Genomic DNA, 26,439 nt, shown 5'->3' with positions numbered 1-26,439 from the left:
AAGAACAGCATGCTCTACTGGGACAACCCCGTCCGGAGCGATACCCCTGTTTTCCGTTTCGCACGGGTGCGATGGCGGGCTACGGGCGGGGCGGGAGGCGAAATTTGCGCGTGCCTGCAAAACCTCTTCCAGGCCTTCAGCGCCCATGGCCCCGTGAAGTCCCGGGACATGCTGAGGTTCCTGATTGCACGCGGCACCATGCACCAGCAGCAGTGGCTGGCCGTGATTGAAGAGGTGGGCAGGCTCGAGGGCACGCTACCCATTCCAAGTTCGCTTAAGCAGGAGGTGGAGCACGTGAAATTCAGTTACGACGTCCCGCTGACCGGCGTGCACGGCACCGCGCCACCGGAAGGCTGCTGGACGACCGGCGCGTCGCTCGGCAAGGAGGGGCAGCTCGCCCCGTCCGCACCCGCAAGTTACGCCCAGGTGCAGCAGGAACAGGCCCCAGGCACGGGCCAGGAGGACAGAAAATGACGCAGGCAGACATCCGGGCAGGCCTGAAAATCGTGTGCAGTGACGGTGTGGTGGCGGGAATCGTGGACGAGGTCGACGGCCTGTACATACGCACGGAAGTCAAACCAGATGGGCACCACCATTTCATTCCCCTGGACTCGGTGCAGAACGTTGGGGACGCCGTATACCTGAACATCACGGAACACGAACTCAAGGGGCTGCTCTAGGCCGCGCGCCGGGTGAAGCCGGGCCCTCAGCGCGTGTGCCCGGCCCGTGTCCACGAACCGAGTGGGGGCCGGGGCTTCAGGTGAGCCCGCGCATCTCCGGCTGTGCGAAGCGGCTGATCGAGCTGTGTCCTTGCAGACTGGGCTACGCGGCCAGGATTCGGATGCACGGCGACCAGCTCCTCCTGTCATGGGCTTCGATAGACCTTCAGGTCTCGAGGCGGCTGATGGGTCGCCCTTGCCCTTGTCAGCCCGGTCACCGTGCGAGGCCAGGAAGGCCAGGGCTGCGCCGTGCAGTTGCGCTTCGGCAAGATGCGTCTTCAATGGGCAGGCCGTCCTCAAAAGTTCAGGCTGCCTTGTGCTGGGCGGGACACAGCTGCGCCCAGCACGGTGGTGGGAGGCTCAACCGCACCGCTCCTGACCGGTCCTGTCCAGGGGAGCAGGAGGAGGGCGGGGGAGTGAATAAAGGTCGCCCGGGGCTGGTATGAAGGATCACGTCGCCTCTCGAAGCTGATGAATTCCGCTGGTCTTACGATCCGGTTTTGCTGTCCGGATCGGACAGCTGCTTGGACTGGGAGGACCCTACCTGCCGGAGTTTGATGGTGAGCACTACCAGGGTGACCACCGCGAGAAACTCACTCTGCCAGTTCTGGAAGGACTCGAACCAGAAGTCGGGCTGCCCGATGAACGTCGCCAGGGACTGCGTGGCCTCACCGTGGCTGAGGCGTTCGGCATTGTGTGACCGCCAGGAACCGACGAGGTGCAGCGCCATGGCGCTCACGAACAGGGTGGTGAGGGTGAGGCTCAGGCCGTTGCGGCGCCAGAAGCTGCCGCCGGTTTCAGGGGGGTCGGCGTCCGGGTCGTCCGTGTATGGGTTGGACTCGGCAGAGCCCCGCTGACGCAGATGAATGGTCAGGACCACGTAAGCGGCCATCTGAAGGAATTCACTCTCCCAGTTTTCAGCGGTGGCAGCCCAGAAATGCGAGCTGAGCAAGTAGTCCAGCGCTGAGAGGGTGTGCTGGCCAGCGTCTTTGAGCTCGCCATTGTGCACGTGCCACCCGGTGAGGAACTGCGCAGCCCAGAACACCACGAAGAACGCCAGCAGCACGGTTGACAGGCCGTTGTCCCGCCAGAAGCGTTTCATGGGATGTCCTCCTCGGGCGCCGCGCGGTAGTAGCGGGCCAGCCAGGCGCTCAGGCCGCCCAGGTCGGGAAACAGCGTCCGTTCGGTGATGTTCATCTGGTCCAGGCGGTCGCGCACCTCGGCTTTCAGCGCGGCCGGCACCACCACCTGCCGCGCCGTGTCCGGGTGGGCAGTGATCCAGTCCTCGAGTGACGCGACGGTGTGCGAGAGCAGCGAGAACAGCGCGGCCTGGGCGATCACGCGGGCGTCCAGGGACGGGGGCTCCAGGAACATCAGGAAGGGCCGATCGGGGCTCAGTGAGGTCAGCCAACCCATCTCACGGTCAAAGGGCAGGTCGGTGTCCCGGGCATGCTGCGCGGAGAGAAGGGTCAGGAGGTCACTGGTGAACACGGTGCTGCCCTCACGTTCCAGGACGTCCTGAAGGTTCGCCGGAAGCGTGTCGCGGATGCGGGCGTGGTCCAGCATCCAGATCACGCCGTCCTGGTCAGCGTCGCGCAGGCTGAGGGTGGCAAAGTGCAGGGCCACGAGCGGTGAGTACGTCCAGTCCAGGAGGCGGGTGGGCAACCCGTGGTGCTGGCCCAGGGCCAGCCACGCCCACACGGAATCCTGCGGGGCGCTGGTTCCCAGCGCGTATTTGCGGAAGGCGCGCACCACGTGCCGTTCCAGCTCGCTGGCCTGCGGCGTGAGGCGCTGCAGGCTGGTGGTGAGCGGCGCTGCCCGCCCCTGCCCCCGGAACACGTACGGGGAGCGGAAGCGGCGCAGCGCCGGGTTCCAGGATTGATGCTGCAGCGCGTCGAGCAGTTCCAGCCAGGTGTCCGGGGTGACACTGGCGGGCGCATCGGCGCCGCCGGGGGGGGTCATGCCGGGACGGCCCTCATGCGGCGGTAGGTGGCGAGGGCCTGCGCGACCACCTGGTCCATGTTGTAGTAACGGTAGGTGGCGAGGCGGCCCACGAAGGTCACGTTGCGCCGGTCGCGGGTCAGTGCTTCGTACTGGGAGTACAGTTCCGCGTTCTCCGGGCGGGGCACGGGGTAGTACGGGTCGCCGCTGTCGGTGGGGAACTCGTACACCACACTGGTTTTGCTGTGCTGCTGCCCGGTGATGTGTTTGAACTCGCTGACGCGCGTGAAGGCGTAGTCGTTCGGGTGGTTCACGGTGCCGACCGCCTGGAACTGCGGGGTGTCGTGCGTTTCATGCACGAACTCCAGGCTGCGGTACGGCAGCCGGCCGTAGCAGTAGTCGAAGTACGCGTCGACCGGCCCGGTGTAGATCATGTGCCGCCAGGGCACGAGGTCCTGGATCTCGCGGTAGTCGGTGTTCAGCATGACCTTGATGTTCGGGTGGTCGAGCATGCGCTGGAACATGCGGGTGTACCCGTGCAGCGGCATCATCTGGTACGTGTCGGTGAAGTACCGGTCGTCGCGGTTGGTGCGGGTCGGGACGCGGGCGGTCACGGACGCGTCGAGTTCGCTGGGGTCCAGGCCCCACTGCTTGCGGGTGTACCCGCGGAAGAACTTGTTGTACAGGTCACGGCCGACCTTGCCGACCACCACGTCCTCGCTGGTGCGTACTGCGCCGACGTCCTCCGCGACGGACGCGAAGTACGAGTCGAGTTCGTTGGACGTAAGATTCAGGCCGTACAGGCGGTTGACGGTGTCCAGGTTGATTGGGAGCGGCAGCAGCTGGCCGTCCACGCTGGCCAGCACGCGGTGCTGGTAGGGGCGCCACGCCGTAAACTGTGAAAGGTAATCCAGCACGTCCTTGCTGTTAGTGTGAAAGATGTGCGGGCCGTACGGGTGGATCAGGACGCCTGCGTCGTCGTGGCAGTCGTAGGCGTTGCCGCCGATGTGGGGTCGGCGGTCGACGATCAGGACGCGGGCGCCTGCGTCACGCGCGAAACGCTCGGCAAGCACCGCGCCGGCGAAGCCGGCGCCCACGATGAGAAAGTCGAAGGGCTCGCTCTGTGGGCGGTCAGTCATGTGCCGCTCCAGCGGTGGGTTGCGGCGCGGCGCGGGTGGCGGGGCGCGCGGCGCGGGCACGGGCTGCGCGGCGCAGTTGTTCCTGCATGCCCTGCCAGGTGTGGTCCCAGGACAGGTCGGCCAGGAACGAGTCCACACGGGTGCGCCACTCGCGGTTCTTGGCGCGCTGTTCGTGCAGGGCGTCGGCGCAGGCCTGAGCGAAGGCGTCGGCACCGTCGGCGATGCGGACCAGGCCGCGCTCACCGTATGGGCGGACCACGTCGTGAATCCCGGTGGAGATCACGTCCAGCCCGGCGGAGAGGTACTCGGGCGTTTTGGTCGGGCTGATGAATTCCGTGGCGGCGTTGCGCGCGAAGGGCATCAGTGCGGCGTTCCAGTGCGCCATGTAGGCCGGCAGGTCCGCGTAGTCCTTCATGCCGAGGTAGTGAATGTTGTCGCGCTGCGGCAGGTCAGCCGGGTTGATCTTCACGACGGGTCCCAGCATCACGAACTGGCAGTCGGGGTGCCGGGCGGCCGTGGCGGCCAGCAGGTCACGGTCGAGCCGTTCGTCGATCACGCCGGCAAACCCGAGGCGCGGGAAAGGCAGGTCGCGCTGGTCGGCGGGGTCCGGGAGGTTCTGGCGGGCGCGGCTGAAATGGGCGACATCCACGCTGGAGGGGAAGGGATGCACGTTGCTGTGCTTGAGCGCCTTGGACTGGTACAGGCGGTGCCCGCCGGTGAACACCACGTCTGCGCGGGCCATGACCTGCGCCTCACGGGCGGGCAGGACTGGGGAGGCGCCGGCGAAGTTCGCCAGTTCATCCATGCAGTCGTAGATGACGAGGCGGGGACGCAGCTGCGCGGCCACCGGCCATTCCATGGGGGCGTACACCCACAGGTCGTAGGTGCCGAGCCCTTCGGCCGTGACGAGCGCGGAGAGCAGGTTCGCGGTGCGGGCCTGGGAGACGTCGGCACTGTGGCCTTCTTCCAGGTGGGGGGTGCACACGAGCACACCGCTGGGCGTGTGCTGAAGGTTCAGGCGGTCCGGACCGGGGCCGAAGTGGGGCTCTTCAACAAAAAATACGCGGCGTGTGCGGGCGGCGCGGGTCATCAGGTGTTGGGGACGCTGGAACACGAAGGACCAGCGCAGGTGGGACAGGACGATCAGAGCCGGTTCATTGGTTGGAGTCGGCGAGGTTGGGGACATAGCGGCACTCTCCTTTCACACTCCGGACGTACACACGGTGAGGCCCTGAATATAAATCCCGCGTTCCAGACGATGTTTTCCGACTTCCTCAGCGTTAGCATGCCCCACGACAGAATCTGGTGAAGTCGGATTTATGCAATTCACATGGAAAGTGCAGTCTGAAAAGAGGGCAGATTGTGTGCAATTCGCTGCGTATCACGACTTTTTGTCGCATTTGTCACAACGGCACTCCAGCTATTTTCAGAGCCGTTCCCTTTATATGAGGATTTTTCAGATTTAATGAAATTTTGCCAATAATGAGCTCATTTCTACGATCACTTTTGTTTATTTACCTTTATTCAGACCTCATTTAGTCGGCCGTCAAACGCACGAAGCTGCCTGTGGAGAGCTGCTCAGCCCGGTTCATCCTCAACCTGCCGCTCCGCTGACACTGCCCTGTGCCCCTCTGCGTGCGCCCCGACCTCCCGGAGACCTGAGTGGATCCTGACCACCCCCCCCACCCCACCCCTGCGGACGACCTTCCGGACACCCATACGCCACTCAGCGCTTTCCCGCTTCCCTCCCAAGGGCAGGACCTGCACCACCTGTCACTTTCAGCACAGCTGCTGGAACTGCAGCGCGCGAATAAGGAGCTTCAGGAGCGCTGCCACCTTTATCAGGACCTGTACGACCACGCCCCAGTGGGCTACTGCGTCATCAATGAGCAGGGCGTCATCCTGAATGCCAACCACGCCGCCGCGCAGCTGCTCCAGCTGCCCCTCACCCGTCTGATGGGCCGGCGCTTCGCCATGTCTGTGGCCGAACGCTCCCGGACCAGCTTCGCGACGTTCCTGCGCCGCGCTCTGGACAACCCGCAGGGCGGCGCCCGGGTCGAACTGGAACTGCTGGGCGCGGCCGACGTGACGACAGTGCAGGTAGACGGAGAGGCCCTCGCGCACTCCGAACCACGCCTCGTGCGTATCACCCTGACCGACATCAGCGCTCTTCACGCAGCGCAGCGCACCATCAGCGACCTGAACCGCAGTCTGGAAGACCGCGTGCAGCAGCGCACCGCGCAGGTTATGCATCTCAACGGGGAGCTCGAGTCCTTCGTTCACGCCGTGACCCGCGGCCTGCAGACGCCCCTGCGCCGCGCTGCGGAGCACGCCCAGCGCCTCACTGAACAGTACGACCCCCAGGACACCGCCGCCGTGCTGAGCAGCGTGGAGCAGATGAACCGACTCATGAACGCCCTCTCGACGTACTTCCGCGTCGGCCGCCAGCGGGCCCGTTTTCAACCGGTGAATCTCGAACGGCTCATGCAGGACGTCCGCAAACGGAGTCAGCCCACGCTGGCAGGCCGCCCGGTCATCTGGACGCAGGACCCCCTCCCGGACGTCACAGGGGACAGCCGCATCCTGACCCTGATCTTCACGCAGTTGCTCGACAACGCAGCTAAATTCACCGCCGGCCGGAACCCCGCCACCATCAGCATCCTCGTCCGCGAAACGGCAACCGAACACGTGATTGGCGTGGCCGACAACGGCGCCGGATTCAACATGCGGCAGAAAGACCGCCTGTTCACCATCTTTGAGCGCCTTCATCCGGCCGCCGACTACCCCGGTCTGGGACTCGGCCTCGCCCACGTCAAACGGGGCGTCCTGCGCCATGGTGGACGCGTCTGGGCCGAAGGTAAGGAAGGCGAAGGGGCCCGCTTCTGGGTGGCGCTGCCTAAATCATCCTCACCCACCTTCTAGATTCGGGCCGCGAACCTTGAGATGAGCTTCACATTTTTTTGTGATGGTACACAAGGAGGCTGTGGAACCGAACCGATGTGCTTCATGCTGCAGCAGACCTGCAGCTCAATACTCGCGGGACAAGGAGGCACATCGTGAAAGCACTGGCCCTGACCGTCACCCTGCTGCTCGGCGCCGCCGCCGCGCAGACTGACCCTGCCACACCCGGCACGGAAACCTCGACCACCACGAACACAGCCACTGGAACCGACTCCACCGGCGCGGACACCAACAGTACCGACACCAGCAGTACCGCCACCGAGCCGGACACCGGCGGCACCGGCGAGGACGGTGCCGAGGACACCGAATCCATCGGCGCCGACAGCACCGACGAGTCCTCCAGTGGAGACGCGACCGGCGGCGCCACCACGGCCACCGGCACCGACGCCACCGGCACGCAGTCGCCTGAGACGGACTCGACCGGCATTGACGCCGCCACCACCAGCAACAACACCGACGCCGCGCCTTCGCCGTCGGAGGACACGCGCGGCAACCCGTTTCCCTGGGGCATCCTGGGCTTCCTCGGCCTGGCCGGACTTGCCGGCCTGAGTGGTGGACGCAGCACGCGGCGCTGATCGTGGCCGTCCAGTCCTGTGGGCTGGACTGGAAGCCACGGTCAGCCGCGCCGGCGACCTGCACCTGGATCAGCTGGCCCTGAGCGGCTGCGCAGCCCGGTCCGGCGACATGGACCGGCTCGCTGACCTGGGCATCCGCGGGGTAAGGCTGCCGGTGCTGTGGGAACGCACCGCGCCGCACCGTCCACCGGACTGGGCCTGGAGTGACCACGCCCTGGCGCGCCTGGAGGCCCGCGGCGTGGACGCCATCGTGGGCCTTGTTCATCACGGGGGCGGGCCCGCCCCCATTCACCTGCTGGACCCGGCGTTCGTTTCCGGGCTCGTGTCCTTCGCGCGCAGCGTGGCAGAGCGCTACCCCCAGGTCCAGGCGTATACGCCTGTGAACGAACCCCTTACCACCGCCCGTTTCAGCGCGCTGTACGGCGTGTGGCACCCACACGCCCGTGACCCGCGCAGCTGGTGGACGGCGCTGAAACACCAGCTGATGGCCACCGTCCTGAGCATGGACGCCATCCGGGAGGTGCAGCCCGCAGCGCAGCTCGTGCAGACCGAGGACCTCGGGCGGGTGTTCAGCACGCCGGCCCTGCAGGACCAGGCTGCCTTTGAGAACGAGCGCCGCTGGCTGAGTTTCGACCTGCTGCTGGGCCGCGTGGACGACCGCCACCCCATGTACCGCTACCTGCTGTCAGTCGGGGCCACCGAGGAGGACCTGCGCTGGTTCGTCGAGCGGCCGTGCCCGCCGGACCTCCTGGGCCTGAACGTGTACGTCACTAGCGAACGGTTCCTGGATGAACACCTCGACCGCTACCCGGAACGCACGCACGGCGGGAATCACAGGCAACGCTACGCAGACGTGGAAGCCGTCCGGGTGATGGGTGCCCGGCACGGCGGGCCAGGTGCCCGGCTTATAGAAGCCCACGAGCGGTACGGGCTGCCCATGGCGATCACGGAAGTGCAGCTGCACTGCACCCGTGAGGAGCAGATGCGCTGGCTGCACGGCGCGTGGCAGGGCGCGGTGGCCGCGCACGCTGCCGGCGCTGATGTCCGCGCCGTGACGGTCTGGGCGGCGTACGGCGCGTTCGAGTGGCACAGTCTGCTGACCCGGCGGGACGGGCACTACGAAAGCGGCCTGTTCGACATTCGCGGCGCCTGCCCCCGCCCGACGGCCATGGCCCGCCTGGCGCAGGCCCTGGCGCACGGCACGCCGGTGCCGGTGCTCGCCCGGGGCGTGGGCTGGTGGGCCCGGCCCGAGCGCCTGCTGTACACACCAGCGGGTCCCGTTGAAGGTGAGGAACCCACCGGGCCGCCCCTGCTGGTGCTGGGGCGTGGGCCGCTCACAGGTCCGCTGCGGCGCGCCTGTGACGTGCGCGGCCTGCGGCACACGCATCTGCCGCGCTGGACCCCCCAGAGCCTGGCGCAGGCCGTCCGCCCGGAGCGGCCCTGGGCCGCGGCGCTGTGCACCAGTGCCGTTTCCATACGGGCGGCGCGGCAGGTGGCGGCGCTGTGCGCGGTCCTGAAGATCCCTCTGCTGGTGTTCTCCTCACCGCTGGTGTTCGCCGGCACACCCGGGCACACCTGGACGGAAACCGACACGCCAGTTCCGTCCACGCGGCGCGGCCAGCAGCTGCTGCGCGTGGAACGTCTGACGCAGCAGCTGTGCCCGGACACCCTTATCGTGCGGGCCGGCCCGACCCCCGAGGCTGTCATGACCTCCAGGCAGAGCGACGACGCCGTGATGGTCACCCCGGTGCGTCGGGAGGACCTGATCCGCTGCGCTCTGGACGTGCTGGTGGACGGTGAGACCGGCGTCTGGCACCTGGCGGAGGACACTGTGATGCTGCCGTTCACGGATGACGGCGAGCGCGGCGCATGGTCGTTCTCGCTGGGAACAGTGCGTGGCCAGCTGCTGGGAAACCCGTACGGCAACCTGCCCCACCTGCGCGATCCGGCCGAAGTGGCGCTGGTCTGAGCAGCGCGGGGGGCGGGCCGCTGATCCCGCGGCCGGACCTGCCTGTTGTCTCACCTGCAGCGCCGGTCCGCTGGCCTGAGGGGTGGCGTGAAGGCCGCGAGCGCGTTCACTTCTCGCGTGCCCCTGGAGAGGCGGGGTCGTCGGGTGGCCCGGCGGGTGCCGTGTCAGCGGCAACGGTTCCTGGTCAGCGTGCCGGAGAGAACGAGTGGGTGGCGTGCGGTCCCGGCCACGTACGTGGGGGGCTTAACCTGCCAGACAACCGACGGGGCCTCTACCGGTCACAGTGGAGGCCCCAGGCCGCCGCCCTTCAGTTCAGCAGGTAGCCCTCGGCGAGCGCCGTGTACTCGCGGACCTGAGCGTCCTGCCACGCCTGGTCGCGGCCAAGTTCGTCGGCCAGCAGGGCGGCGGTGCGGGGTGCAGCCTCGATACTGGCGCGGGCATGCAGCAGCAGCGCGCGTAGCCGCCGGGAGAGCACGTCTTCCACGGTCCGGGCCTGCTCGTGGCGGGCCGCCCAGCGGACCTCCGCTTCGGTATACGGCAGCGCCGGGTGCAGAGGGGTCTGGGCGCCCGGCAGCGCCTGGATGCGCTCGGCGTCCGTGCCGTACACCTGCCAGTGGTCCGGCAGGCTCTGGGTGGTGGCGCCGTGCAGTTTCAGGCCCGCGGTGAGGCTCAGCCGGGTGGGCAGCCCCGCCTGGGCGGCGGCGCGGTTGACGGTGTCCTCGCCCATGCGGCGGTAGGTGGTCCACTTGCCGCCGGTAAGGGTGATCAGGCCGCCGTCACTGATGCGGATCACGTGATCGCGTGACAGGCTCTTGGTGTCGGTCCCTTCGGCCGCCTTGACGAGGGGACGCAGGCCGGCGTAGACGCTACGGACGTCGGCGCGGGTGGGGGCAGGGGTCAGGTACTGCGCGGCGGTGCGCAGGATGAAGTCGACCTCTTCGTTCAGCGCGCGGGGTTCGAGGCTGGTGTCCGGCACGGGGGTGTCGGTGGTGCCGATAACCACGTGGTCATGCCAGGGCACAGCGAACAGGACGCGGCCGTCGTCGGTGCGGGGTACCATGATGGCGCTGTCCCCGGGCAGGAAGTGACGGTCGACCACCACGTGCACGCCCTGGCTGGGGGAGAGCATCGGTTTGACGCTGCTGTTCTCCATGCGCCGGATGTCGTCGACGAACACGCCGGTCGCGTTCACGACGGCCCGGGCCCGCACCTCGTGCACTTGGCTAGTTTCGGTGTCCTGGAAGCGAGCGCCGACCACGCGGCCGTTTTCCTTGATAAGGCCCACGACGGGCGCGTGGTTCAGGGCGACGCCGCCGTGGTTGTGCAGGGAGCGCAGCAGGGTGATGGCGAGGCGGGCGTCGTCGAACTGACCGTCGAAGTAGAGGATGCCGCCCTTGAGGCCCTGGCGTTTGAGGGTGGGGGTGCGGTGCAGGGCCTGGGTGGCGTTCACGTACCGGCTGGCTTTGAGGTTCAGTCGGCCGGCGAGCAGGTCATAGAGTTTCAGACCGATGCCGTAGAAGGGCGCGGCCCACCATTTGTACGCGGCGATCAGGAAGCCCAGATCATGCACGAGATGTGGGGCGTTCTGCTTGAGGAGACCGCGTTCATGCAGCGCCTCGCGGACCAGGGAGACATTGCCCTGTGCCAGGTAGCGCACGCCCCCGTGCACGAGTTTGGTGGAGCGGCTGCTGGTGCCTTTGGCGTAGTCGTGCGCTTCGAGCAGCAGGGTGCGGTAGCCGCGTGTGGCGGCTTCCAGGGCGGTGCCGAGACCAGAGGCGCCGCCCCCGATCACGAGGAGGTCCCAGGTCTGGGGGGCGGTGGCGGCCTGAACGGTGGCGGCGCGGGGGTCGGGCTGGATCGTCGTCATGGGTGAACCATCCTGAGTGGAGATGAAACAGCTGAACGTATGTTCTACCATATTGAACATACGTTCAGTGGAGTGGACTACAGAATTTTCTTCCGCTGGGCGAAGCCGCCTGACTTCATAGGGCGCGCCGCTGCAGCACAGTCTCCTCTGCTGCAGCGGCGCGCCCCGCAGGATCATGTCAGCGGGCGTCTTCCCAGTCCCGGGCGCGGCTGACCGCCTTCTTCCAACGGGTCATCAGCTGCTCACGCTCGTCGGCTTTCATCTGCGGCTCGAACCGCTTGCCTTCCTGCCACTGCGCCGCAATCTCTGCGGCACTCTGCCAGAAGCCCACCGCCAGACCCGCCAGATAGGCCGCTCCCAGCGCGGTCGTCTCCGTGACCTTGGGCCGCACGACCGGCACGCCCAGGATGTCCGCCTGGAACTGCATCATCAGGTCGTTGTTGCTGGCGCCCCCGTCGACACGCAGTTCCTTGAGTGGCGCCCCGGCATCCTTCTGCATCGCTTCAAGCAGCTCGGCAGACTGGAACGCGACGCTTTCCAGCGCCGCACGTGCAATGTGGGCGCGCGTCGTGCCGCGCGTGATGCCCACCATGGTGCCACGCGCATAACTGTCCCAGTAGGGTGCCCCCAGGCCCACGAACGCCGGGACCAGCATCACGCCCTCACTGCTCTCGACGCTGCGGGCGAGCGCCTCAACCTCGCTGCTGTCCCGAATGATGCCCAGCCCGTCACGCAGCCACTGCACCACGGCACCGGCGATGAACACGCTGCCCTCCAGCGCGTACGTGCGTTCACCGTTCAGCTGCCAGGCCACGGTGGTCAGCAGCTTGTTCTGGCTGGGCACAGCTTCCTGCGCGGTATTCATCAGCATGAAGCAGCCGGTGCCGTAGGTGTTCTTCGCCATGCCTTTTTCAAGGCACGCCTGCCCGAAGGTTGCTGCCTGCTGATCGCCACCAATCCCGGCGATCGGCACGCGCGCGCCCAGAAGCCCCTCGGCGGTCTGACCGTACACCTCGGAGGAATTCCGCACCTCGGGCAGCACGCTGCGCGGCACGTTCAGGATTGCCAGCAGTTCATCGTCCCACTCACCGGTGTGGATGTTGTACAGCAGCGTACGGCTGGCGTTCGTCGCATCTGTGATGTGCAGCTCGCCGCCCGTCAGGTTGTACACGAGCCAGGAGTCGATGGTGCCGAACGCCAGTTCGCCCCGTTCAGCACGCTCGCGGGCCCCCTCCACGTTGTCGAGCAGCCACCTCACCTTGGTGCCGCTGAAGTACGCGTCGAGCACCAGGCCCGTCTTGCGCTGGAAGGTACTTTCGTGCTCCGCGCGGATCTCGTCGCAGTAGGGCGCCGTGCGCCGGTCCTGCCACACGATCGCGTGGTGAATGGGTTTGCCGGTGTGACGGTCCCAGATCAGCGTGGTTTCACGCTGGTTCGTGATACCGATGGCTGCAAGATCTGAAGCTCGGATACCCGCCTTGGACAAGGCCTCCTGCGCCACGCCGATCTGGGTGCTCCAGATTTCGGTGGCGTCGTGCTCGACCCAGCCGGGGCGGGGAAAGATCTGACGGAATTCCTTCTGGCCGACTGCCTTGATGTCTCCGGCGTGATCAAACACGATGGCGCGGCTGCTGGTGGTGCCCTGGTCAAGTGCAAGGATGAACTTCGGCTGGGTCATGGTGGTCTCCTGTGCTTAGGGGAGCTGCTGAATCGGGAATTGAAAACGACTGGTGGGCGCTGCGCGGCCCTCAGCTCTGGTGATTGACGTTATAGGCAGGGTCGGTCCCCTGCAGGCCGTGGGTGGCTTCCCCCGCGCGCAGCAGGGGCTTGCCAATAAAGGTGTCGTAGATCAGCGCGCCCACAATGGCGCCGACGATGGGGCCAACCACCGGAACCAGCCACACGCCATTCTCGAAACCAGTGTTGCGGAATCCAGCGACCAGCGCGAACAGGCGGGGCCCCAGGTCACGGGCAGGATTGATCGCGTACCCGTGCATCCCCCCGAAGCTGATGCCGATCGCCATGACCACGAACGCCACTGCCAGGGCGCCCCAGGCGGCTCCGGCAGGATTGTTCAGCTTGTCTCCGATGGCCAGGATCAGGGCCATCAGCAGCGCGGTTCCCACCACCTGGTCGATGAAGCCTGACCAGAAGCCGGGCACAGCGGGGAAGGTGCTGAAGATGCCGGCGGTGTTCGCCAGCTCAGGGTCGAACCCGAGCCATTTGGCGTGGTACACCGCGAACACGATGGCCGCCCCCAGGAAAGCGCCGATGAACTGCCCGGCGATGTAGTGTGGGGCTTTCGACCAGGGGAAACGGCCGGTGAGGGCGAGGGCCACCGTGACCGCCGGGTTCAGGTGAGCGCCGCTGATGGTCCCGGCAATAAAGATGCCCATCAGGACCGCGAAGCCCCAACCGAGAGTGATGTTGGTATACCCGCCGTTGACGATCTGTCCGGGGATGGCGGGGTTGGTGTTCTGAAACAGCACGACCATGGCCACGACCCCGCAACCGAAGAGAATAAGCACCAGCGTGCCGAGCAGCTCAGCCATGAATTCCTGGGACGGTTTGAATGTCATATGCAACTCCTTTGAGACAGGGGTCGCAGGCGCGGTGACGCCGCCTGGCGACCGGGCGAATGTGAGCGGCCTGACGCCGCAGCCTGGGTTGTTGATACGGCCATCTTCCCCAACCTCTGAACGAATGTCAATAGACTTTGAACATCTGTTCAAGTGATGGCTGCACCCGGGCTTCAGACGGTCCACAGCCTGGACGATATGCTCGATGCTGTGACTGACTCCACCACGGACGACACGGCCGCGCAGGCCGTGCAGGTCGCCCGGCTCTACTACCACCAGGGCCTCACCACGGACGCCATCGCCCGGGAACTCGGGCTGTCCCGCCCGAAAGTCAGCCGGCTGCTGACGCTCGCCCGGCGGACTGGCCTCGTCGAGATCCGCATTCATGACCCGCAGGCGCAGCCGCAGAGCCTGGAAGCCCAGCTGAGCGCCCGGTACCCGTTCCTGCGGCCGCAGGTGGTCCGCGTGCCGCCCGGCAGCCCCGAGAATATCTGGCTGGACCGCGTCGCCGTGGCCGCTGCGCGCCTGCTTGAGCAGCTGCTGCGGCCCGGGCAGACGGTCGGCCTCGCCTGGGGCACCACCCTGGACGCCGTCTCCCGCGCCCTCACGCCGCGGCCGATAACCAACCTGCAGGTTGTGCAGCTTAACGGCAGCGCCAACGCCCTGGACTTCATGAGCGGCTTCGTGACGGACACGATCACCCGGTTTGCCGCGAACTACGGCGCGCGCGCCCACCTGTTTCCCGTTCCCACCTTCTTCGACGACCCCGCCACCCGCGAGGCCATGTGGCGCGAACGCAGCGTGCGGCACGTCCTGGACCTTCAGGCGCGCGCCGACGTCCTGCTGTACTCGGTGGGCGCCGCCGCCGCGCTGGTGCCCAGCCACGTGTACGCCGCCGGGTACCTTGACGAGACGGACGAGGCGCAGCTGCGCGCCCAGGGCGTCGCAGGTGATATCGCCACGGTATTCTTCCGGGCTGACGGCAGCTTCCACGGGCTGCCCATCAATGCGCGCAGCAGCGGCCCGGATCTGGCGCTGACCCGGCAGGTGACGCACGCGGTGTGCGTCGTCAGTGGCCTGGGCAAGGTGCAGGCGCTGCGCGCGGCGCTGGCGGGAGAACTGATGAACACCCTGGTCGTGGATGAGGTCACGGCCCGCGCGCTCCTCAGCTGATCACGCCCCGGCAGTGAAGGGCGACGCGGCCCCACCAGACGCCGGTAAACCCCACCTCTCCCGCCGGGTTTGTGGTTGCGCCGCCTATCTCCGGAAGCTCTGCGCGCAGGTGCGGAACGCCTTCAGGGCGGCGTCGCTCGTGTTCACGCGCCAGTCTACGCCGTCCACGTTCAGGTGGAACCAGAACAGCCGGACGAGCCGGGGATAGCGGGGCAGGGCGCGGCACATGTTTCCGATCCAGGCGGCTTTGTTCCCGCCGCGTTCGACGCTGCCCACTTCCCCCAGCTGCATCGGTTTGCGCGTGACGGCAGCCAGTTCCTTGTAGGAGCGGCTGAAGGTGTCGTCGAAGGACTTCCAGCGGTTCCAGGGATTCGTGGTGCCCCAGTTGTACCCGTCGAGACCCACCTCATCCACGAAGGCGTCGCCGGGGTACAGGGTGCGGTACGTGGCACGCGTCTGCGGGAACAGGATGTTCGGCACGAACGCCCAGCGAACCGGCGCGCGCTCCTGTTTGAACAGCGCGTGCAGGTGCTTCCAGGCCGCCCGGAAGTCCGAGGCGGTGTTTTTGGTGTTCAACTGGTACACGCTCCAGTTGCCGTTCATTTCCGGCGCGAACGTGATGGTCACGGGCCGGCGCGCCCGGCGGATGTCGCGCGCCAGTTGCCGTGCCACGGCGTCGTGTTTCCCCGCGGCGATCTCCCTGAACGGAATGCCGCGCAGGTTGCCGTTTACCCGCACCTGCGGCTGCCAGCTGATTTCCAGCGCGCGGCGCCCGCGCGCCACGTCCCTGGCGTACGCGGCGTTGTACGCGGTGTTCCAGTCCTGGTACCAGCGGACCGACTGGAACTGACAGCCCAGCTGGCGTTCCAGGTCCGTGAGCGCGCGGATCTGCTGGGGGAGCGTGATGCCGAACGGGCCGCAGGTGGCCCCCAGGGCACTGGACGTTCCGAATGCGGCGCACAGCAGGGCGCCGGTCAGGGGCAGGCGGAGGGCGGGGAGAGCCAGCTGAGGGGCCGCCCGGAGGCGTCCCGTCACTGAGCTTCCTTGAGAGGTTCGGGAATCGTCACGCGTACCAGCTTCTCATTGCCGTCCAAGACAGGCAATGGGCTCAGTGCTGCGGCGTCACTGCCTGCCAGGCCCACGCGGGGCAGTTTGTTCCACCGGACGCGGCGCCGGCGCAGGAAGGACAGGCTGGTCATGATCACCACCATCGCCACGAACCCGCGGTAGTAGAGGCGCTGAGCGGGCGTGAGGAGGGCAGTCCAGACGCGCACGCGGCCCAGCAGCAGCGCTACGGTGGCCAGACTGACGTCCGTGACGACGTTGAGCAGCGCCAGGCGCGTGACGTCGTCCAGTTCACCACGCACCAGGTAGCCGATGATCATGACGTCCATGAGGGGCGCCAGGATGCCCAGCATGAACCCGTAGACCAGCACGTACGGCAGGGCCAGCAGGCCCAGGCGCCCGGCGCCCGGCCGCAGGAACAGGTGGCGGTACTTGCCCATCACCTGGAAGGTGCCGTACATCCAGCGCAGGCGCTGACGCCACAGGTGCTTCAGGAGCAGGGGCGGTTCCGTGAAGCCCACGGCCCGCGGCTCGAACACCACGCGGTACCGGCGCTCGGCAATCGCGATCGTGAGATCCATGTCCTCGGTGAGGGTGTCGCTGCTGTACCCACCGATTTCACGCAGCAGGCTGGTGCGGTAGGCGCCCGCGGCGCCCGGCACGACTGTGATGATGCCCAGCATGTCCTGCGCACGCTTGTCGAGGTGCTGCCCGGTGACGTATTCGACGTGCTGGAACATCGACAGCCAGCCGGCCTGTCCGGCCACGCGCACGTCGCCGGCGGCGGCCCCGACCTTCGGATCGAGAAAGTTTGCCGCCAGCGCACCCAGCGTGCCCGGCGCGATGGCTGAGTCCGCGTCCACGCTCACGACGACTTCAGTCGTGACGTAGGGCAGCGCCGTGTTCAGGGCGCTGGATTTGCCGCCGTTGGGCTGCGTGATGAACGTCACGCGGGGGTCCTCGGCGGCGAGGCGGGCGCCGATGCGGGGTGTGGCGTCACGTGAGCCGTCGTCCACGACGATGACGGACACGTGCGCGCTCGGGTCGGCGAGGACGGACTGCACGGTGCGTTCCAGCCCCACCTCCTCGTTGTAGGCCGCGATCATGACGGTGACTTCGGGGAGTTCAGCGTTCTCGGGGCGGGGACGCAGGACGTGCGCGGCGGCCAGAATAATAACCAGTGCGCCGCGCAGCAGCAGCAGCACCAGCAGGAATATCAGCACCGCGTCGAGAGCAGTCACGGCTGCGGCGGAACGGTGGGGGGGCTGCCGTTGGCCGGGAGTTCCGCAGTGACCGGCGCAGACGCGAACAGGGTGTCCATGGCTTCTTCGAAGCTGGCGGTTTCGGCCAGCGGGTTGATCTGAACGCAGATCTCCAGGCGCGGTACGTGCAGCTGCCCGGCCACACGGCGCGCCAGGGCCAGTTCATGACCGGGTTCCGTTTCGGCGTACACGAGGAACCGGTCTTCCTGCACGTGGAACACCCAGTCGCTGGCGCGCAGCTGCGTGAGCAGCTGATCGGACAGGCGGCGCTGGGCGGCGTCGAGCTCGCCGGGTTCCAGCATGGCGGCCAGGGGTTCGTGGTTCAGGACGGTGACGCCCAGCAGGGTACCGGCGGTGCCGCGGCGCACGTAGGAGGCGCGCAGCATGCGGTGACTCAGGCGGGCCAGGGCGAGGTTCGGCAGACCCGTGACCGGGTGTTCGGCGCTGCTGCCGGAGAGCAGGGCGCCCTGGGCGCGCAGCATACGGTGGGCGCCCACGGCGGGCAGGATGACCTGCCGGGCCGTCCAGGCGGCGAGGAGCAGCAGGGCGGCCCCGCCAAAGGTGGTGAGGTCGGCCGCGCCGGCATCCAGGCGGGTCACGGTCCACAGGCCGGCCACGACGACGCCGGCAAGCCAGCTCCAGGTCCAGGGCAGCCAGGGACCGGCGGCGGTGAGGGCGACCAGCAGGGCCGCCAGGGTGGAGCTCGCTGGCCAGGCGAGCATCAGGGCTGCGCCGGTCAGTAGTGCGAAAATTGTCAGCCGCAGCCGTAATGCAAACAGCAGTTCCATAGTCTCCTGTGGGTTCTGTACGGGAATTGGACGGCGACTGGCACCACTAGAAGTTCAGTGGTGTGCAGGCGCGCCTGTGTCGGTACGATAACGGGCGCACCCGGAGCTCAGTGCCCCCAAACGGGTGCGCCTCCATGGTCTAAAGAGCAGGTTAGTGTCGGTGTAGTCGCAGAATTCGCGGGTGGTGTCCAGGCCCTTTCAGGTGATTTCAGGGTTGCTGGCGCGTTTCATCGTGGGTGCATGATGAAAAAGAGACCCGAATGGATGTGGAATAGCTGCAATCTTAATGATAAAAATGAGAAATTTACAGTGAAGGCTCAAATTTCACTTCGTCCACCAGCATGAACACCTCGCCCGGGGTGGCCTGCCCACCCCACTTCGAATCGTCGGTAGGCCACACATTGAGCATCAGGTGCGCCGGATCCTGCGGAACGTGCTCCCGCGTGCGCCACACCTCGCGGCCATCTACCGAGAAGGCCAGGTGATCCCGCTGCCAGTCCCAGGTGTACGTGTGAAAGCCGGTCGCGAGGTCGGTGCCCTGCGGATGGGTGACGAGCGCGAACGACTTGCGTTCCAGTCCCTGCCAGGCCGCCGTATTGATCTGCCGTGAACGGTGCCCTTCGATCTCCACGTCAATCTCAGTGCGGCTGTCGTCCAGGAAGCTGAAGGCCGCACTGATGTTGCCCGGGCGCGCCCGGCCCGCACGGCGGGGATCCCCACTGTCACTCGCGGCGCGCATTCTCACCGTGTAGCGTCCGAAACCGAACTTCTGCCGTGACTGCAGCGCTGCGGCCTGCGCGCACCAGCGGCCGCCGCAGCGCTGCACTTTCAGGCGCAGCTGCAGTTGCCCGCCCTGCAGCACCTTCACGTTCTGGGCGCTGAATGCACCGTCGAGCGTTCCACCGGCCCAGAAGCCCCGCCAGTTGGACACCACCCAGCGGTCCAGGGTGCCCTGGGTGAAGGACTCCACCCAGGGGCCGGGCGCGGCGTGTCCCGCGGACACCGGGAGGCTGAGGGCAAACAGAGCAGTCAGGAGGCTTCGGCGTAGCATGGTCCTTCTCCTTGTGGTGGTCCGGCCGACCCTGTGGGCCCCGTGACTTTGCGTCCCCGCCTTGCGACGGGTTTGCCTTTTTCCGGTGGAGGAGCAGCGCTTCACGCACGAAGCCTGAACCTGACATGAAGAGAATCACATCTGTTCTGTCAGGATTCTCACCGCCCTTGGAGACGGGTCTGCGCCCGAGGCTCACTTCCGGTACCACTGGTGAGCGAAAGCACGACCAGGAGGGCTCTGCTATTCATACCGTGCCGGCAAGGGCAGCGGTCCTGATGTTCATGCGCCCTTCACGGCGTGCCATCAGACTGGTGGGCACTGCTAGGCTGAGCAGGTCCATGACCTGCACCCTGCCCTGCTTTCCTCCGCGGCCTGCGGCCAGCGCTTGTGGTCCAGTGGGCACCGGGCCGGGCCGGGCCGGCTTCTGCCAGGCTGAACGGGTCCGGTGATGCCGTCCGTCCTGGGCGCGCTGAAAGAACAGACCACGCGGCATCATCAGCGCGCCGAACGCGCCGTCAACCTGATGACTCCCGGCCTCACGCCGGAGCGGTACGCGGCAGTGCTGGGCGTGAACTGCGCACTGCACAGCGCGCTGGAGCCGGTGATTGCCGGGAGGCTGCGGGCGGCCCTGTCCCCCGACGGCTGGGCGGCGCTGGCGGTGTCCACCCAGTCCCGCCTGCCGGGACTGCAGCGTGATCTCGTGGCGCTGGGGCACCGTGTGACGCCGCCCCTGCCGCACGGAGGCGACCACGTGACGAGCGAGGCGGCAGCGTGGGGCGCAGCGTACGTGCTTGAAGGCTCGGCGCTGGGCGGTCAGGTTGTGAGCCGGCACCTGCGCGCCGCGGGGTTTCCGGACGCGGCGCTGCACTTTTACGGCAGTGATGGGCAGCCGGTCGGACCGCGGTGGCGGACGTTTGGGAGGCTGCTCGAAAGCCGCTACAACGCAGCCGAGGATCCGGCGCGGTTTGTGCACGACGCGGTGAGGGCGGCGCAGCAGACGTTCATTCTGTTTGAAACCCTGTCAGCGCAGGACGCGGCCGGATCGTTCTGAGCCAGCGCGACGCGCGCACTGAGCGCCCCTCTCTGGAGGTCCATCGCCCCCGTCGAGCTGGGCCGTTTAAACTTGACTAATCCAGTCAGCTTAATTAGGGTGAGCCGCATGAAACGCACCGCCCTCCTCAGCAGCCTGCTCCTGTGCAGCAGCGCCCTCGCCCAGACCCTTACCCTCAAGCACGACGAAGGCACGACACAGATCAAGGCCGATGCCAGGCGCCTCGTGGTCCTGGACGAAGAAGCGCTGGGGTGGATCTACGCGCTGGGCCTGAGCGACCGCATCGTGGGCATCGGCAGCTCCATGATCGCCCCGACGGACCTCACCGCCGACGGGCACCTGAAACCCGAGCGCATCCGGGGCACCTTCCTCGCGCGCGGCAACCTCAGCGGCGCCCGCTTCGTGGGCAACTGGATTCAACCGAACCTGGAAACCATCCTGAGCCTCAAACCCGACCTGATCGTGCGCCTCACCTGGAACGGCAACGGTAACTACGACAAGCTCAGCCGCATCGCCCCCACGGTCGGGTACCGCGAGGACCGCGCCGGCTACTGGAAAAGCAACCTGCGCGACCTGGCCCGCGTGTTCGGCCGGCAGGAACAGGCAGAGAAACTCATCAAGCAGGTGGCCGACACCAACCGCGCCGGCGCCCGCACGCTGCAGGCCGCCGGCGTGTTCCGCAAGTACCCCAAGGCCGTCGTGGTCTCCCCCTTCCAGGGCGGCACGAACTACCTGTACACCAAAACCCGCCTGATCGAGGACGTGCGCGCCCTGGGCTTCAAAGACGGCCTGAAAGCCAGCGCCTCCACACTGGGCGTCGCCTCGGTGATCAGTGACGAAGCCCTGCTCGGCCTGGGCAAAGACACCCTGGTCATCGTCTTCCCGCCCGGCGGGCAGTACAACGGCGCGGACGCCTTCCTGCAAAGCCCGGTCGGTCAGCGCCTGAAAGACCGCGCCGTGGTGTACAGCCCCGAAGCGATCAGCCCATGGTCCGGCCCGCTGGTCTCCCTGCGTGACAGCGCCGCCCTGACGAAACTGATTCTGGAGAAAATGAAGTGACGCGCCCGACCCCCCTGGCGCTGCTGACGCCGGGTGGCGCCCACGCGCACAAATGCCGCGCGCAGACCGGCGCGCACGCCCCGTGGCAGCAGCTGCCGTTCGTGACGGCGGGCCGGGCGGACGCCCTGAACGACCGCACCTGGACCCCCGGCAACCCGCTCAGCGCCCTGCTGGGACGGCACTGACGTGACGGCCGCCCCCCCCGCCCTGAGCCTGTGCGCCGACCTGTCCCGCGCTGCAGGCGAGGACCCGATCGGCACGGCGCCGCACTGGGCGGAAGTGACCGTGCTGGAACTGGACATCCCCGTCTGGGCGCAGCTGAGGCAGGTCGACGCCTGGACCCCCGCGCAGCAGGCGCTGTTCGCGGCGCTGCGCGAGAAGGTGGAAGCCAGCGGCGCCGGGTTCGGCCTGTTGATGAGTGCCCCCGCCGAACGCGGCGCGCCGCTGCGCGTGCGGCATTACGTCCGGGCCGGCGGAGGCTACCGCCGGCGCGACTACCAGTCTGGCCTGCCGCAGAGTGAATGGGCCCGCGGCCTGCACGACACCCTGCTTGAACCGGCCCGGCTCAGCGCGTGGCAGGTCGCGCCCGGCCCAGCAGACGGCGCTGACCTGCACGTGTGCACGCACGGCACCGTGGACGCCGCCTGCGGCCGCTACGGCGTGCCGGTCCACCAGGCGCTGAGCGCCTCGGGCGTGCGCAGCTGGCGGACCGGGCACTTCGGCGGTCACCGTTTTGCCGCGACCGCCGTGGACCTGCCCTCCGGGCTGCTGTGGGCCCACCTGACGCCGGACCTGGCCGTGCAGGTGGCGCGCCGCGAGGTGAGCCTCGCCGAGGTTGCCGGTCACCTGCGCGGGTACGCGGGCCTGCCCCCCCTGGCGCAGGTGCTCGACCGGCACCTCCTGGTGCAGCACGGCTGGGACTGGCTGAGTGCCGAGCGCCGGGCGCAGGTCCACGGCCAGGAGGTCACCTTGCAGGTCCGCTGGCAGGGCCGCGAGCAGGTGTACCATGCGCCGGTGTTTCCAGCGCCGCCCCTGCACCTGCCCGGCTCCAGCCACAAACCCGATCAAAGCGTGGTCGCGCAGTACCAGCTGGGCAACGTGACGCGCCTGTGAAGCGCCCGCTTGCGTTCGGACTGGCCGCCTTCACCCTGGTGTTCGCGGCGCTGCTCTCCCTGGCGCTGGGCGCCACGGACATTCCCCTGACCGAGTCGGCCCGCCTGCTGCTGCGGCCCGACGACAGTGTCAACAGCCTCGTGATTCATACGCTGCGGCTGCCGCGCACCCTGGTGGCGCTGCTGGCGGGCGCGGCGCTGGCCGTGTCGGGCCTGCTGCTGCAGGGCGTGACCCGCAACCCCCTGGCCGACCCGGGCGTGCTGGGTGTTGAGGCCGGCGGCGCCCTCGCCATCCTGCTCATGGTGGTGTTCTACCCGGCGGCGCCCGCGGCACTGTTCGTTCCGGCCGCGTTCCTCGGCGGCGTGCTGGCCGCCGCCGCCGCCTACGGCGCGGCCCGGTCCATCGGCGTGACGCCCCTGCGCCTGGCGCTGGCCGGCGTGGCTGTGGCGTCCCTGACCGCCGCGGCCACCCGCGCCGTACAATTGCTGTTCGAGGACCGTGCCCAGGGCGCGCTGTTCGCGCTGTCCGGTTCACTGGCCGGTCGCACCTGGGAGCAGCTGGCGCAGGTGGCACCCTGGCTGGGTGCCGGACTGGCGGGCGCGCTGATCATCGCGGCGCGCGTGAACGTGCTCACGCTGGGTGAGGACGTGGCGCGCAGTCTGGGCGCCCGCACCGAACGCGACCGGACGCTCGTCACCGCCCTGGGCGTCCTGCTGGCCGCCGCGTCGGTCAGCGTGGTCGGCCCGATCGGGTTCGTGGGGCTGGTTATCCCGCACGCCGCGCGCGCCCTGGGCGGCACGGACCACCGCCTGAGCCTGCCCCTGGCGGCCCTGCTGGGCGGCACGTTCCTCACTCTGGCCGACACGGCGGCCCGCCTCGTGGACCGCCCGGCCGAAACCCCGGTGGGCATCCTGGTGGCCGCCGCCGGCTCCCCGTTTTTCGTCCTGCTCGCCCGCCGCGTCGGGCGCCGCTGAAATCCCTTCCTCCTGGAGACGCCATGAAGACCCCCCTGATGATGACCGCCGCGGCCCTGGCCGCCACCGCCACCGCCGCCAGCGTGACCGTCACCCACGACCGCGGTACCCTGACCCTGCCCGCACCGGCCAGACGCGTCGTGGCGCTCGAGTACTCCTACGTCGATACCCTGCTGGCCCTGGGGGTCCGGCCGGTCGGCGCGGCCCTGGGCACACAGGGCGGCGACCGCGGCGCGCCGCCCTACCTGAAACCCAAGGTGGGCGGCGTCGTCACCACCGGCAGCCGCGCCCAGCCGAGCCTGGAAGGCATCGCGGCGCTGCGCCCGGACCTGATCCTCGCGGACACCCTGGTGCACAAGGACACCGCGCCCGCCCTGGGCCGCGTGGCCCCGACCGCGGTGTTCCCCAGCCGCCGCGCGGACCTGGAACAGCTGAACGAGCAGACCCTGATGATCGGCCGGCTGGTGGGCCGCGAGGCCGCGGCGCGGCAGCTGCTGGCCGACCAGCGGTCCCTGATCGCCAAGGCGCGGGCGTTCACAAAAACGAACGCCCCGGCGTTCCTGGCCGGGGTCGTGACCCCCACCTCGCTGACGGTCCACACGAGCGGCAGCTTCGCCGGCAGCTTCCTGGAGGCCGTGGGCCGGAAAAACCAGATGCCGGTCAAGGACGGGCAGACGCAGTACGAACTGAGCCTGGAAGGTCTGGTGGCGCTGCAACCGCAGACCCTGGTGCTGTTCACTGCGCCCGACGAGACGCCCGTCACCGACACCTGGGCGAAGAGCCCCCTGTGGCAGAAGCTGCCGGCCGTGAAGCGCGGCCGCGTGTACACCTTCAACCGTGATGACTGGACCCGCGGGCGCGGCCCCACCGCCCTGAAGCTCATGGTCGCGCAGACCATCGAGAGCCGCTTCCTGCAGGACGCCGCGCCCAACGCGACTTTCAAGTACCAGCCGTGACCCTGCCTGCCGCCCGGCCGCGCTTCACCGGAATCCGCGCCGTTCTGGTGGGGGCCGCGCTGCTGGCCCTGTGCGTGGTCAGCGCCGTCCTGGCCCTGGGTCTGGGCGCCGTGCCCACACCCGCGGCGGACGTGCTCGCGGCCCTGACCGGCAGTGGGGACGCCCTGACACGTCAGCTGGTGCTGGACCTGCGCGCGCCGCGGGTGGGAGTGGCCCTGCTGTGCGGCGCGATGTTCGCGGCGAGCGGCACGATCATGCAGGGCGTGATCCGCAACCCGCTCGCCTCGCCCGACCTGATTGGTGTCGGCGCCGGCGCGGGCCTGGCCGCAACTGTCTTTCTGCTGGCGTGGCCCGCTTCACCGCCCGGCGGCCTGCCGTGGGCCGCGCTGGCGGGAGCCTGGGCCGGGTTCGGGCTGGTGCTGCTGATGGCCCGCGAACGCAGCGGCGCGCTGCACCCCGTGCGGCTGGCCCTGGTGGGTGTGGCCGTTGCGGCCGCGCTGGGCGCGGCGCAGCAGCTGGTGCTGGTGCGCGCGCCCGACGGCCTGGGCAGCGCGCTGACGTTCCTGACCGGCACCGTGTACGGCGCGGACATCACGCGCCTGACCCGGGTCCTGCCCTGGGCGCTGATCCTGCTGCCCGGCGCGCTGCTGCTGAGCCGCACCCTGGACATCCTGAATCTCGGGGAGGACGTCGCCACGGGACTGGGCGCCCGCGTGAACCCCGCCCGGCTCCTGACCCTGGGGGTGGGCGTGGCCCTGGCCGGCGCGGCCGTCACCGGGGCGGGCATCCTGGGCTTCGTGGGGCTGCTCGCGCCACACGTGGCGCGGCTGCTCGTGGGGGCCCGCCACGCACGGACCCTGCCGGTCTCCATGCTGCTGGGCGCGCTGCTGGTGCTCACCGCGGACACGCTGGGCCGCGCGCTGCTGCCGCCCCTGGAGGTGCCGGCCGGGATCTTCACGACCCTGGTGGGCGCCCCCTACTTTCTGTACCTGCTGAGGAAATCACCGTGACGCCAATCAAGACTCCCCTCCCCGACGTTCCGCCAGGCGCGGCCCCGCTGGCCACACAGGGCCTGAAACTTGCCTACGGGCAGAGCGTGATCATTCCCGGTCTCGACCTGCGCCTTGCCGGCGGGCGGGTCACGGCCATCATCGGCCCGAACGGCTGCGGGAAAAGCACCCTGCTGCGCGCCCTGGCGCGGCTGCTGCCGGCGGGCGGCGGATTGATCGAACTGTACGGACAGGCGCTGCACGCCCTGCCCAGCCGCGAGGTGGCGCGGCGCCTCGCGATTCTGCCGCAGGGGCCCACCGCGCCGGAAGGTCTGAGCGTGGAGGAACTCGTGTGGTTCGGCCGTCACCCGCACCAGGGCCGCTTTCCGGTGCGCCGGCCGGAAGACCGCGAGGCGGTGGCGTGGGCGCTGGACCAGACCGGCATGCGCGTCTTCGCGTCGAGGCCGCTCGACGCCCTGAGTGGCGGGCAGCGTCAGCGGGCGTGGATCGCCATGAGCCTGGCGCAGCAGACCGACATCCTGCTGCTCGATGAGCCGACCACGTACCTGGACCCGTCGCATCAGCTGGAGGTCCTGCACCTTGCCCAGCGCCTGAACCGTGAGCAGGGCAAGACGGTCGTCATGGTGCTGCATGACCTGAACCAGGCGGCGCGTTACAGCGATGAGCTGATCGCCATGAAAGGCGGTCAGGTGTACGCGCACGGGCCGTCCGGGGAGATCCTGACCCACGACCTGCTGCGTGACGTGTTCGGCCTGCGCGCTCACCTGCTGCCCGACCCGGACACCGGGCGGCCGCACGTGATTCCCTACGCTCTGACCCGCCCTACCCCCTGAAACAGGACTTCCAGGAGCCAAGGGAAGCGGGGCACCTGTGACTCAGGTGCCCCGCTCCACGCCTCGCGCCGCGCTTATTCACGTTGCCCCTGTTCCCGGTTCGGATACAGCACGGGCAGGACCAGCAGGGGAACGGCGATGGCGGACAGCGCGAAGATCAGGGTCATGCCCGCAGTCTGGCGTGCCGGGTGCAGGCGCTGATGACGGCAGCGTTCAGGGTTCGTGGAGCGGAGCTTCAGTGGAGCATCAGCGAACCTTGAACTGACGTAAGGGTCAGCCCAGAACGCTTCGCCGGAGCGGGGCGGCCGCGGCTTGGCCCAAGTCTGAAGATCAGCTTCAGGCCCGGGGGGGCCG

The 26,439-nt window shown here is 68.3% G+C and carries 25 protein-coding genes and 1 riboswitch; of the genes, 14 read left to right on the top strand and 11 right to left on the bottom strand.

All coding sequences use genetic code 11. The annotated features are described in order from the left end of the window. Positions 1-9 precede the first annotated feature (9 nt). Together LAJ19_RS17975 and LAJ19_RS17970 are read left to right on the top strand one after the other, a co-directional pair. Positions 10-474 (top strand): manganese catalase family protein, encoded by a 465-nt coding sequence (locus LAJ19_RS17975; RefSeq protein ID WP_225524205.1) that lies wholly within the window; start codon positions 10-12, stop codon positions 472-474. Next, positions 471-680 carry a DUF2171 domain-containing protein gene (locus tag LAJ19_RS17970; RefSeq protein WP_225524204.1) on the top strand — a complete coding sequence of 70 codons (210 nt, stop codon included), beginning with the start codon at positions 471-473 and terminating at the stop codon, positions 678-680. Before LAJ19_RS17975 ends, LAJ19_RS17970 begins: the two co-directional genes overlap by 4 nt. Positions 681-1,206: 526 nt before the next feature. Here the strand turns inward: LAJ19_RS17970 and LAJ19_RS17965 are convergent. From LAJ19_RS17965 to LAJ19_RS17950, 4 genes are read right to left on the bottom strand one after another with little or no spacing between them, the layout of a single operon-like run. Beyond that, a complete protein-coding gene (locus tag LAJ19_RS17965) occupies positions 1,207-1,821 on the bottom strand; it encodes a DUF6766 family protein (RefSeq protein WP_225524203.1) in 615 nt (204 codons plus the stop codon). Further along, positions 1,818-2,681 carry an FRG domain-containing protein gene (locus LAJ19_RS17960; protein WP_225524202.1) on the bottom strand — a complete coding sequence of 288 codons (864 nt, stop codon included), beginning with the start codon at positions 2,679-2,681 and terminating at the stop codon, positions 1,818-1,820. The genes LAJ19_RS17965 and LAJ19_RS17960 overlap by 4 nt, the downstream gene beginning before the upstream one ends. Continuing rightward, positions 2,678-3,799, bottom strand: a complete 1,122-nt coding sequence (glf, locus tag LAJ19_RS17955) for a UDP-galactopyranose mutase (RefSeq protein WP_225524201.1) — start codon at positions 3,797-3,799, stop codon at positions 2,678-2,680. The genes LAJ19_RS17960 and glf overlap by 4 nt, the downstream gene beginning before the upstream one ends. Continuing rightward, the gene (locus LAJ19_RS17950) at positions 3,792-4,985 is read right to left on the bottom strand and encodes a glycosyltransferase family 1 protein (RefSeq protein ID WP_225524200.1); all 1,194 of its coding nucleotides are present in this window, start codon (positions 4,983-4,985) and stop codon (positions 3,792-3,794) included. The genes glf and LAJ19_RS17950 overlap by 8 nt, the downstream gene beginning before the upstream one ends. Before the next feature lie 476 nt (positions 4,986-5,461). On the opposite strand from LAJ19_RS17950, the gene LAJ19_RS17945 reads away from it, so the two are divergent. From LAJ19_RS17945 to LAJ19_RS17935, 3 genes are all read left to right on the top strand, one after another. Further along, positions 5,462-6,721, top strand: coding sequence for a sensor histidine kinase (locus tag LAJ19_RS17945; RefSeq protein ID WP_225524199.1), 1,260 nt, complete (start codon positions 5,462-5,464; stop codon positions 6,719-6,721). Between the two features lie 134 nt (positions 6,722-6,855). After that, a complete protein-coding gene (locus tag LAJ19_RS21870; protein ID WP_285892313.1) occupies positions 6,856-7,335 on the top strand; it encodes a hypothetical protein in 480 nt (159 codons plus the stop codon). After that, entirely contained in the window at positions 7,313-9,304 is a 1,992-nt protein-coding gene (locus LAJ19_RS17935) for a sugar nucleotide-binding protein (protein ID WP_225524198.1), read from the top strand. Before LAJ19_RS21870 ends, LAJ19_RS17935 begins: the two co-directional genes overlap by 23 nt. Before the next feature lie 307 nt (positions 9,305-9,611). Here the strand turns inward: LAJ19_RS17935 and LAJ19_RS17930 are convergent, their stop codons facing one another. The 3 genes from LAJ19_RS17930 to LAJ19_RS17920 form a co-directional block, all read right to left on the bottom strand. Further along, positions 9,612-11,171, bottom strand: a complete 1,560-nt coding sequence (locus tag LAJ19_RS17930; protein ID WP_225524197.1) for a glycerol-3-phosphate dehydrogenase/oxidase — start codon at positions 11,169-11,171, stop codon at positions 9,612-9,614. A 178-nt stretch (positions 11,172-11,349) separates the two neighbouring features. Next, entirely contained in the window at positions 11,350-12,849 is a 1,500-nt protein-coding gene (gene glpK, locus LAJ19_RS17925; protein WP_225524196.1) for a glycerol kinase GlpK, read from the bottom strand. A 70-nt stretch (positions 12,850-12,919) separates the two neighbouring features. Then, positions 12,920-13,750 (bottom strand): MIP/aquaporin family protein, encoded by an 831-nt coding sequence (locus tag LAJ19_RS17920; RefSeq protein ID WP_225524195.1) that lies wholly within the window; start codon positions 13,748-13,750, stop codon positions 12,920-12,922. A 198-nt stretch (positions 13,751-13,948) separates the two neighbouring features. Between LAJ19_RS17920 and LAJ19_RS17915 the strand changes: the two genes are divergently transcribed. Further along, a complete protein-coding gene (locus LAJ19_RS17915; RefSeq protein ID WP_432804259.1) occupies positions 13,949-14,923 on the top strand; it encodes a sugar-binding transcriptional regulator in 975 nt (324 codons plus the stop codon). An 84-nt stretch (positions 14,924-15,007) separates the two neighbouring features. Here the strand turns inward: LAJ19_RS17915 and LAJ19_RS17910 are convergent, their stop codons facing one another. From LAJ19_RS17910 to LAJ19_RS17895, 4 genes are all read right to left on the bottom strand, one after another. Continuing rightward, positions 15,008-15,958, bottom strand: a complete 951-nt coding sequence (locus tag LAJ19_RS17910) for a glycoside hydrolase family 26 protein (protein WP_225524193.1) — start codon at positions 15,956-15,958, stop codon at positions 15,008-15,010. Then, positions 15,955-17,229: a glycosyltransferase family 2 protein gene (locus LAJ19_RS17905; RefSeq protein ID WP_225524192.1), complete on the bottom strand. Its 1,275-nt coding sequence runs from the start codon at positions 17,227-17,229 to the stop codon at positions 15,955-15,957. The genes LAJ19_RS17910 and LAJ19_RS17905 overlap by 4 nt, the downstream gene beginning before the upstream one ends. Further along, on the bottom strand, positions 17,226-18,038 hold the full coding sequence (locus tag LAJ19_RS17900; RefSeq protein WP_225524191.1) for a hypothetical protein: 813 nt from the start codon (positions 18,036-18,038) through the stop codon (positions 17,226-17,228). The genes LAJ19_RS17905 and LAJ19_RS17900 overlap by 4 nt, the downstream gene beginning before the upstream one ends. A 304-nt stretch (positions 18,039-18,342) precedes the next feature. Continuing rightward, positions 18,343-19,089 carry a glycoside hydrolase family 16 protein gene (locus tag LAJ19_RS17895; protein WP_225524190.1) on the bottom strand — a complete coding sequence of 249 codons (747 nt, stop codon included), beginning with the start codon at positions 19,087-19,089 and terminating at the stop codon, positions 18,343-18,345. Between the two features lie 12 nt (positions 19,090-19,101). Then, positions 19,102-19,176, bottom strand: a riboswitch (cyclic di-GMP riboswitch). Positions 19,177-19,537: 361 nt separating this feature from the next. Here LAJ19_RS17895 and LAJ19_RS17890 point away from each other — a divergent pair. The 8 genes from LAJ19_RS17890 to LAJ19_RS17855 all read left to right on the top strand — a co-directional run bounded on the left by LAJ19_RS17890 (position 19,538) and on the right by LAJ19_RS17855 (position 26,085). Then, entirely contained in the window at positions 19,538-20,140 is a 603-nt protein-coding gene (locus tag LAJ19_RS17890; protein ID WP_225524365.1) for a biliverdin-producing heme oxygenase, read from the top strand. Positions 20,141-20,248: 108 nt separating this feature from the next. Further along, a complete protein-coding gene (locus LAJ19_RS17885; protein WP_225524189.1) occupies positions 20,249-21,199 on the top strand; it encodes an ABC transporter substrate-binding protein in 951 nt (316 codons plus the stop codon). Next, positions 21,196-21,384, top strand: a complete 189-nt coding sequence (locus LAJ19_RS17880) for a hypothetical protein (protein WP_225524188.1) — start codon at positions 21,196-21,198, stop codon at positions 21,382-21,384. The genes LAJ19_RS17885 and LAJ19_RS17880 overlap by 4 nt, the downstream gene beginning before the upstream one ends. 1 nt (position 21,385) lies before the next feature. Beyond that, complete coding sequence (locus tag LAJ19_RS17875) at positions 21,386-22,312, top strand: sucrase ferredoxin (RefSeq protein WP_225524187.1); 927 nt, start codon at positions 21,386-21,388, stop codon at positions 22,310-22,312. Beyond that, on the top strand, positions 22,309-23,286 hold the full coding sequence (locus LAJ19_RS17870) for a FecCD family ABC transporter permease (protein ID WP_225524186.1): 978 nt from the start codon (positions 22,309-22,311) through the stop codon (positions 23,284-23,286). Before LAJ19_RS17875 ends, LAJ19_RS17870 begins: the two co-directional genes overlap by 4 nt. A 23-nt stretch (positions 23,287-23,309) precedes the next feature. After that, positions 23,310-24,242 (top strand): ABC transporter substrate-binding protein, encoded by a 933-nt coding sequence (locus tag LAJ19_RS17865; protein ID WP_225524185.1) that lies wholly within the window; start codon positions 23,310-23,312, stop codon positions 24,240-24,242. Continuing rightward, the gene (locus LAJ19_RS17860) at positions 24,239-25,252 is read left to right on the top strand and encodes a FecCD family ABC transporter permease (RefSeq protein WP_432804258.1); all 1,014 of its coding nucleotides are present in this window, start codon (positions 24,239-24,241) and stop codon (positions 25,250-25,252) included. Before LAJ19_RS17865 ends, LAJ19_RS17860 begins: the two co-directional genes overlap by 4 nt. Next, positions 25,249-26,085 (top strand): ABC transporter ATP-binding protein, encoded by an 837-nt coding sequence (locus tag LAJ19_RS17855; protein ID WP_432804257.1) that lies wholly within the window; start codon positions 25,249-25,251, stop codon positions 26,083-26,085. Before LAJ19_RS17860 ends, LAJ19_RS17855 begins: the two co-directional genes overlap by 4 nt. Positions 26,086-26,439 lie beyond the last annotated feature (354 nt).

Origin of the sequence: Deinococcus taeanensis (assembly GCF_020229735.1) — a bacterium.
In the GTDB taxonomy this organism is placed as follows: domain Bacteria; phylum Deinococcota; class Deinococci; order Deinococcales; family Deinococcaceae; genus Deinococcus; species Deinococcus taeanensis.
This window is presented reverse-complemented; position numbering and strand designations above follow the sequence as displayed.

Coding starts and splice junctions, on each gene's coding strand:
- LAJ19_RS17975 (WP_225524205.1), top strand. CDS start 10: ATGCTCTACTGGGACAACCCCGTCCGGAGCGATACCCCTGTTTTCCGT.
- LAJ19_RS17970 (WP_225524204.1), top strand. CDS start 471: ATGACGCAGGCAGACATCCGGGCAGGCCTGAAAATCGTGTGCAGTGAC.
- LAJ19_RS17965 (WP_225524203.1), bottom strand. CDS start 1,821: ATGAAACGCTTCTGGCGGGACAACGGCCTGTCAACCGTGCTGCTGGCG.
- LAJ19_RS17960 (WP_225524202.1), bottom strand. CDS start 2,681: ATGACCCCCCCCGGCGGCGCCGATGCGCCCGCCAGTGTCACCCCGGAC.
- glf (WP_225524201.1), bottom strand. CDS start 3,799: ATGACTGACCGCCCACAGAGCGAGCCCTTCGACTTTCTCATCGTGGGC.
- LAJ19_RS17950 (WP_225524200.1), bottom strand. CDS start 4,985: ATGTCCCCAACCTCGCCGACTCCAACCAATGAACCGGCTCTGATCGTC.
- LAJ19_RS17930 (WP_225524197.1), bottom strand. CDS start 11,171: ATGACGACGATCCAGCCCGACCCCCGCGCCGCCACCGTTCAGGCCGCC.
- glpK (WP_225524196.1), bottom strand. CDS start 12,849: ATGACCCAGCCGAAGTTCATCCTTGCACTTGACCAGGGCACCACCAGC.
- LAJ19_RS17920 (WP_225524195.1), bottom strand. CDS start 13,750: ATGACATTCAAACCGTCCCAGGAATTCATGGCTGAGCTGCTCGGCACG.
- LAJ19_RS17915 (WP_432804259.1), top strand. CDS start 13,949: ATGCTCGATGCTGTGACTGACTCCACCACGGACGACACGGCCGCGCAG.
- LAJ19_RS17900 (WP_225524191.1), bottom strand. CDS start 18,038: ATGGAACTGCTGTTTGCATTACGGCTGCGGCTGACAATTTTCGCACTA.
- LAJ19_RS17895 (WP_225524190.1), bottom strand. CDS start 19,089: ATGCTACGCCGAAGCCTCCTGACTGCTCTGTTTGCCCTCAGCCTCCCG.
- LAJ19_RS17890 (WP_225524365.1), top strand. CDS start 19,538: ATGCCGTCCGTCCTGGGCGCGCTGAAAGAACAGACCACGCGGCATCAT.
- LAJ19_RS17885 (WP_225524189.1), top strand. CDS start 20,249: ATGAAACGCACCGCCCTCCTCAGCAGCCTGCTCCTGTGCAGCAGCGCC.
- LAJ19_RS17865 (WP_225524185.1), top strand. CDS start 23,310: ATGAAGACCCCCCTGATGATGACCGCCGCGGCCCTGGCCGCCACCGCC.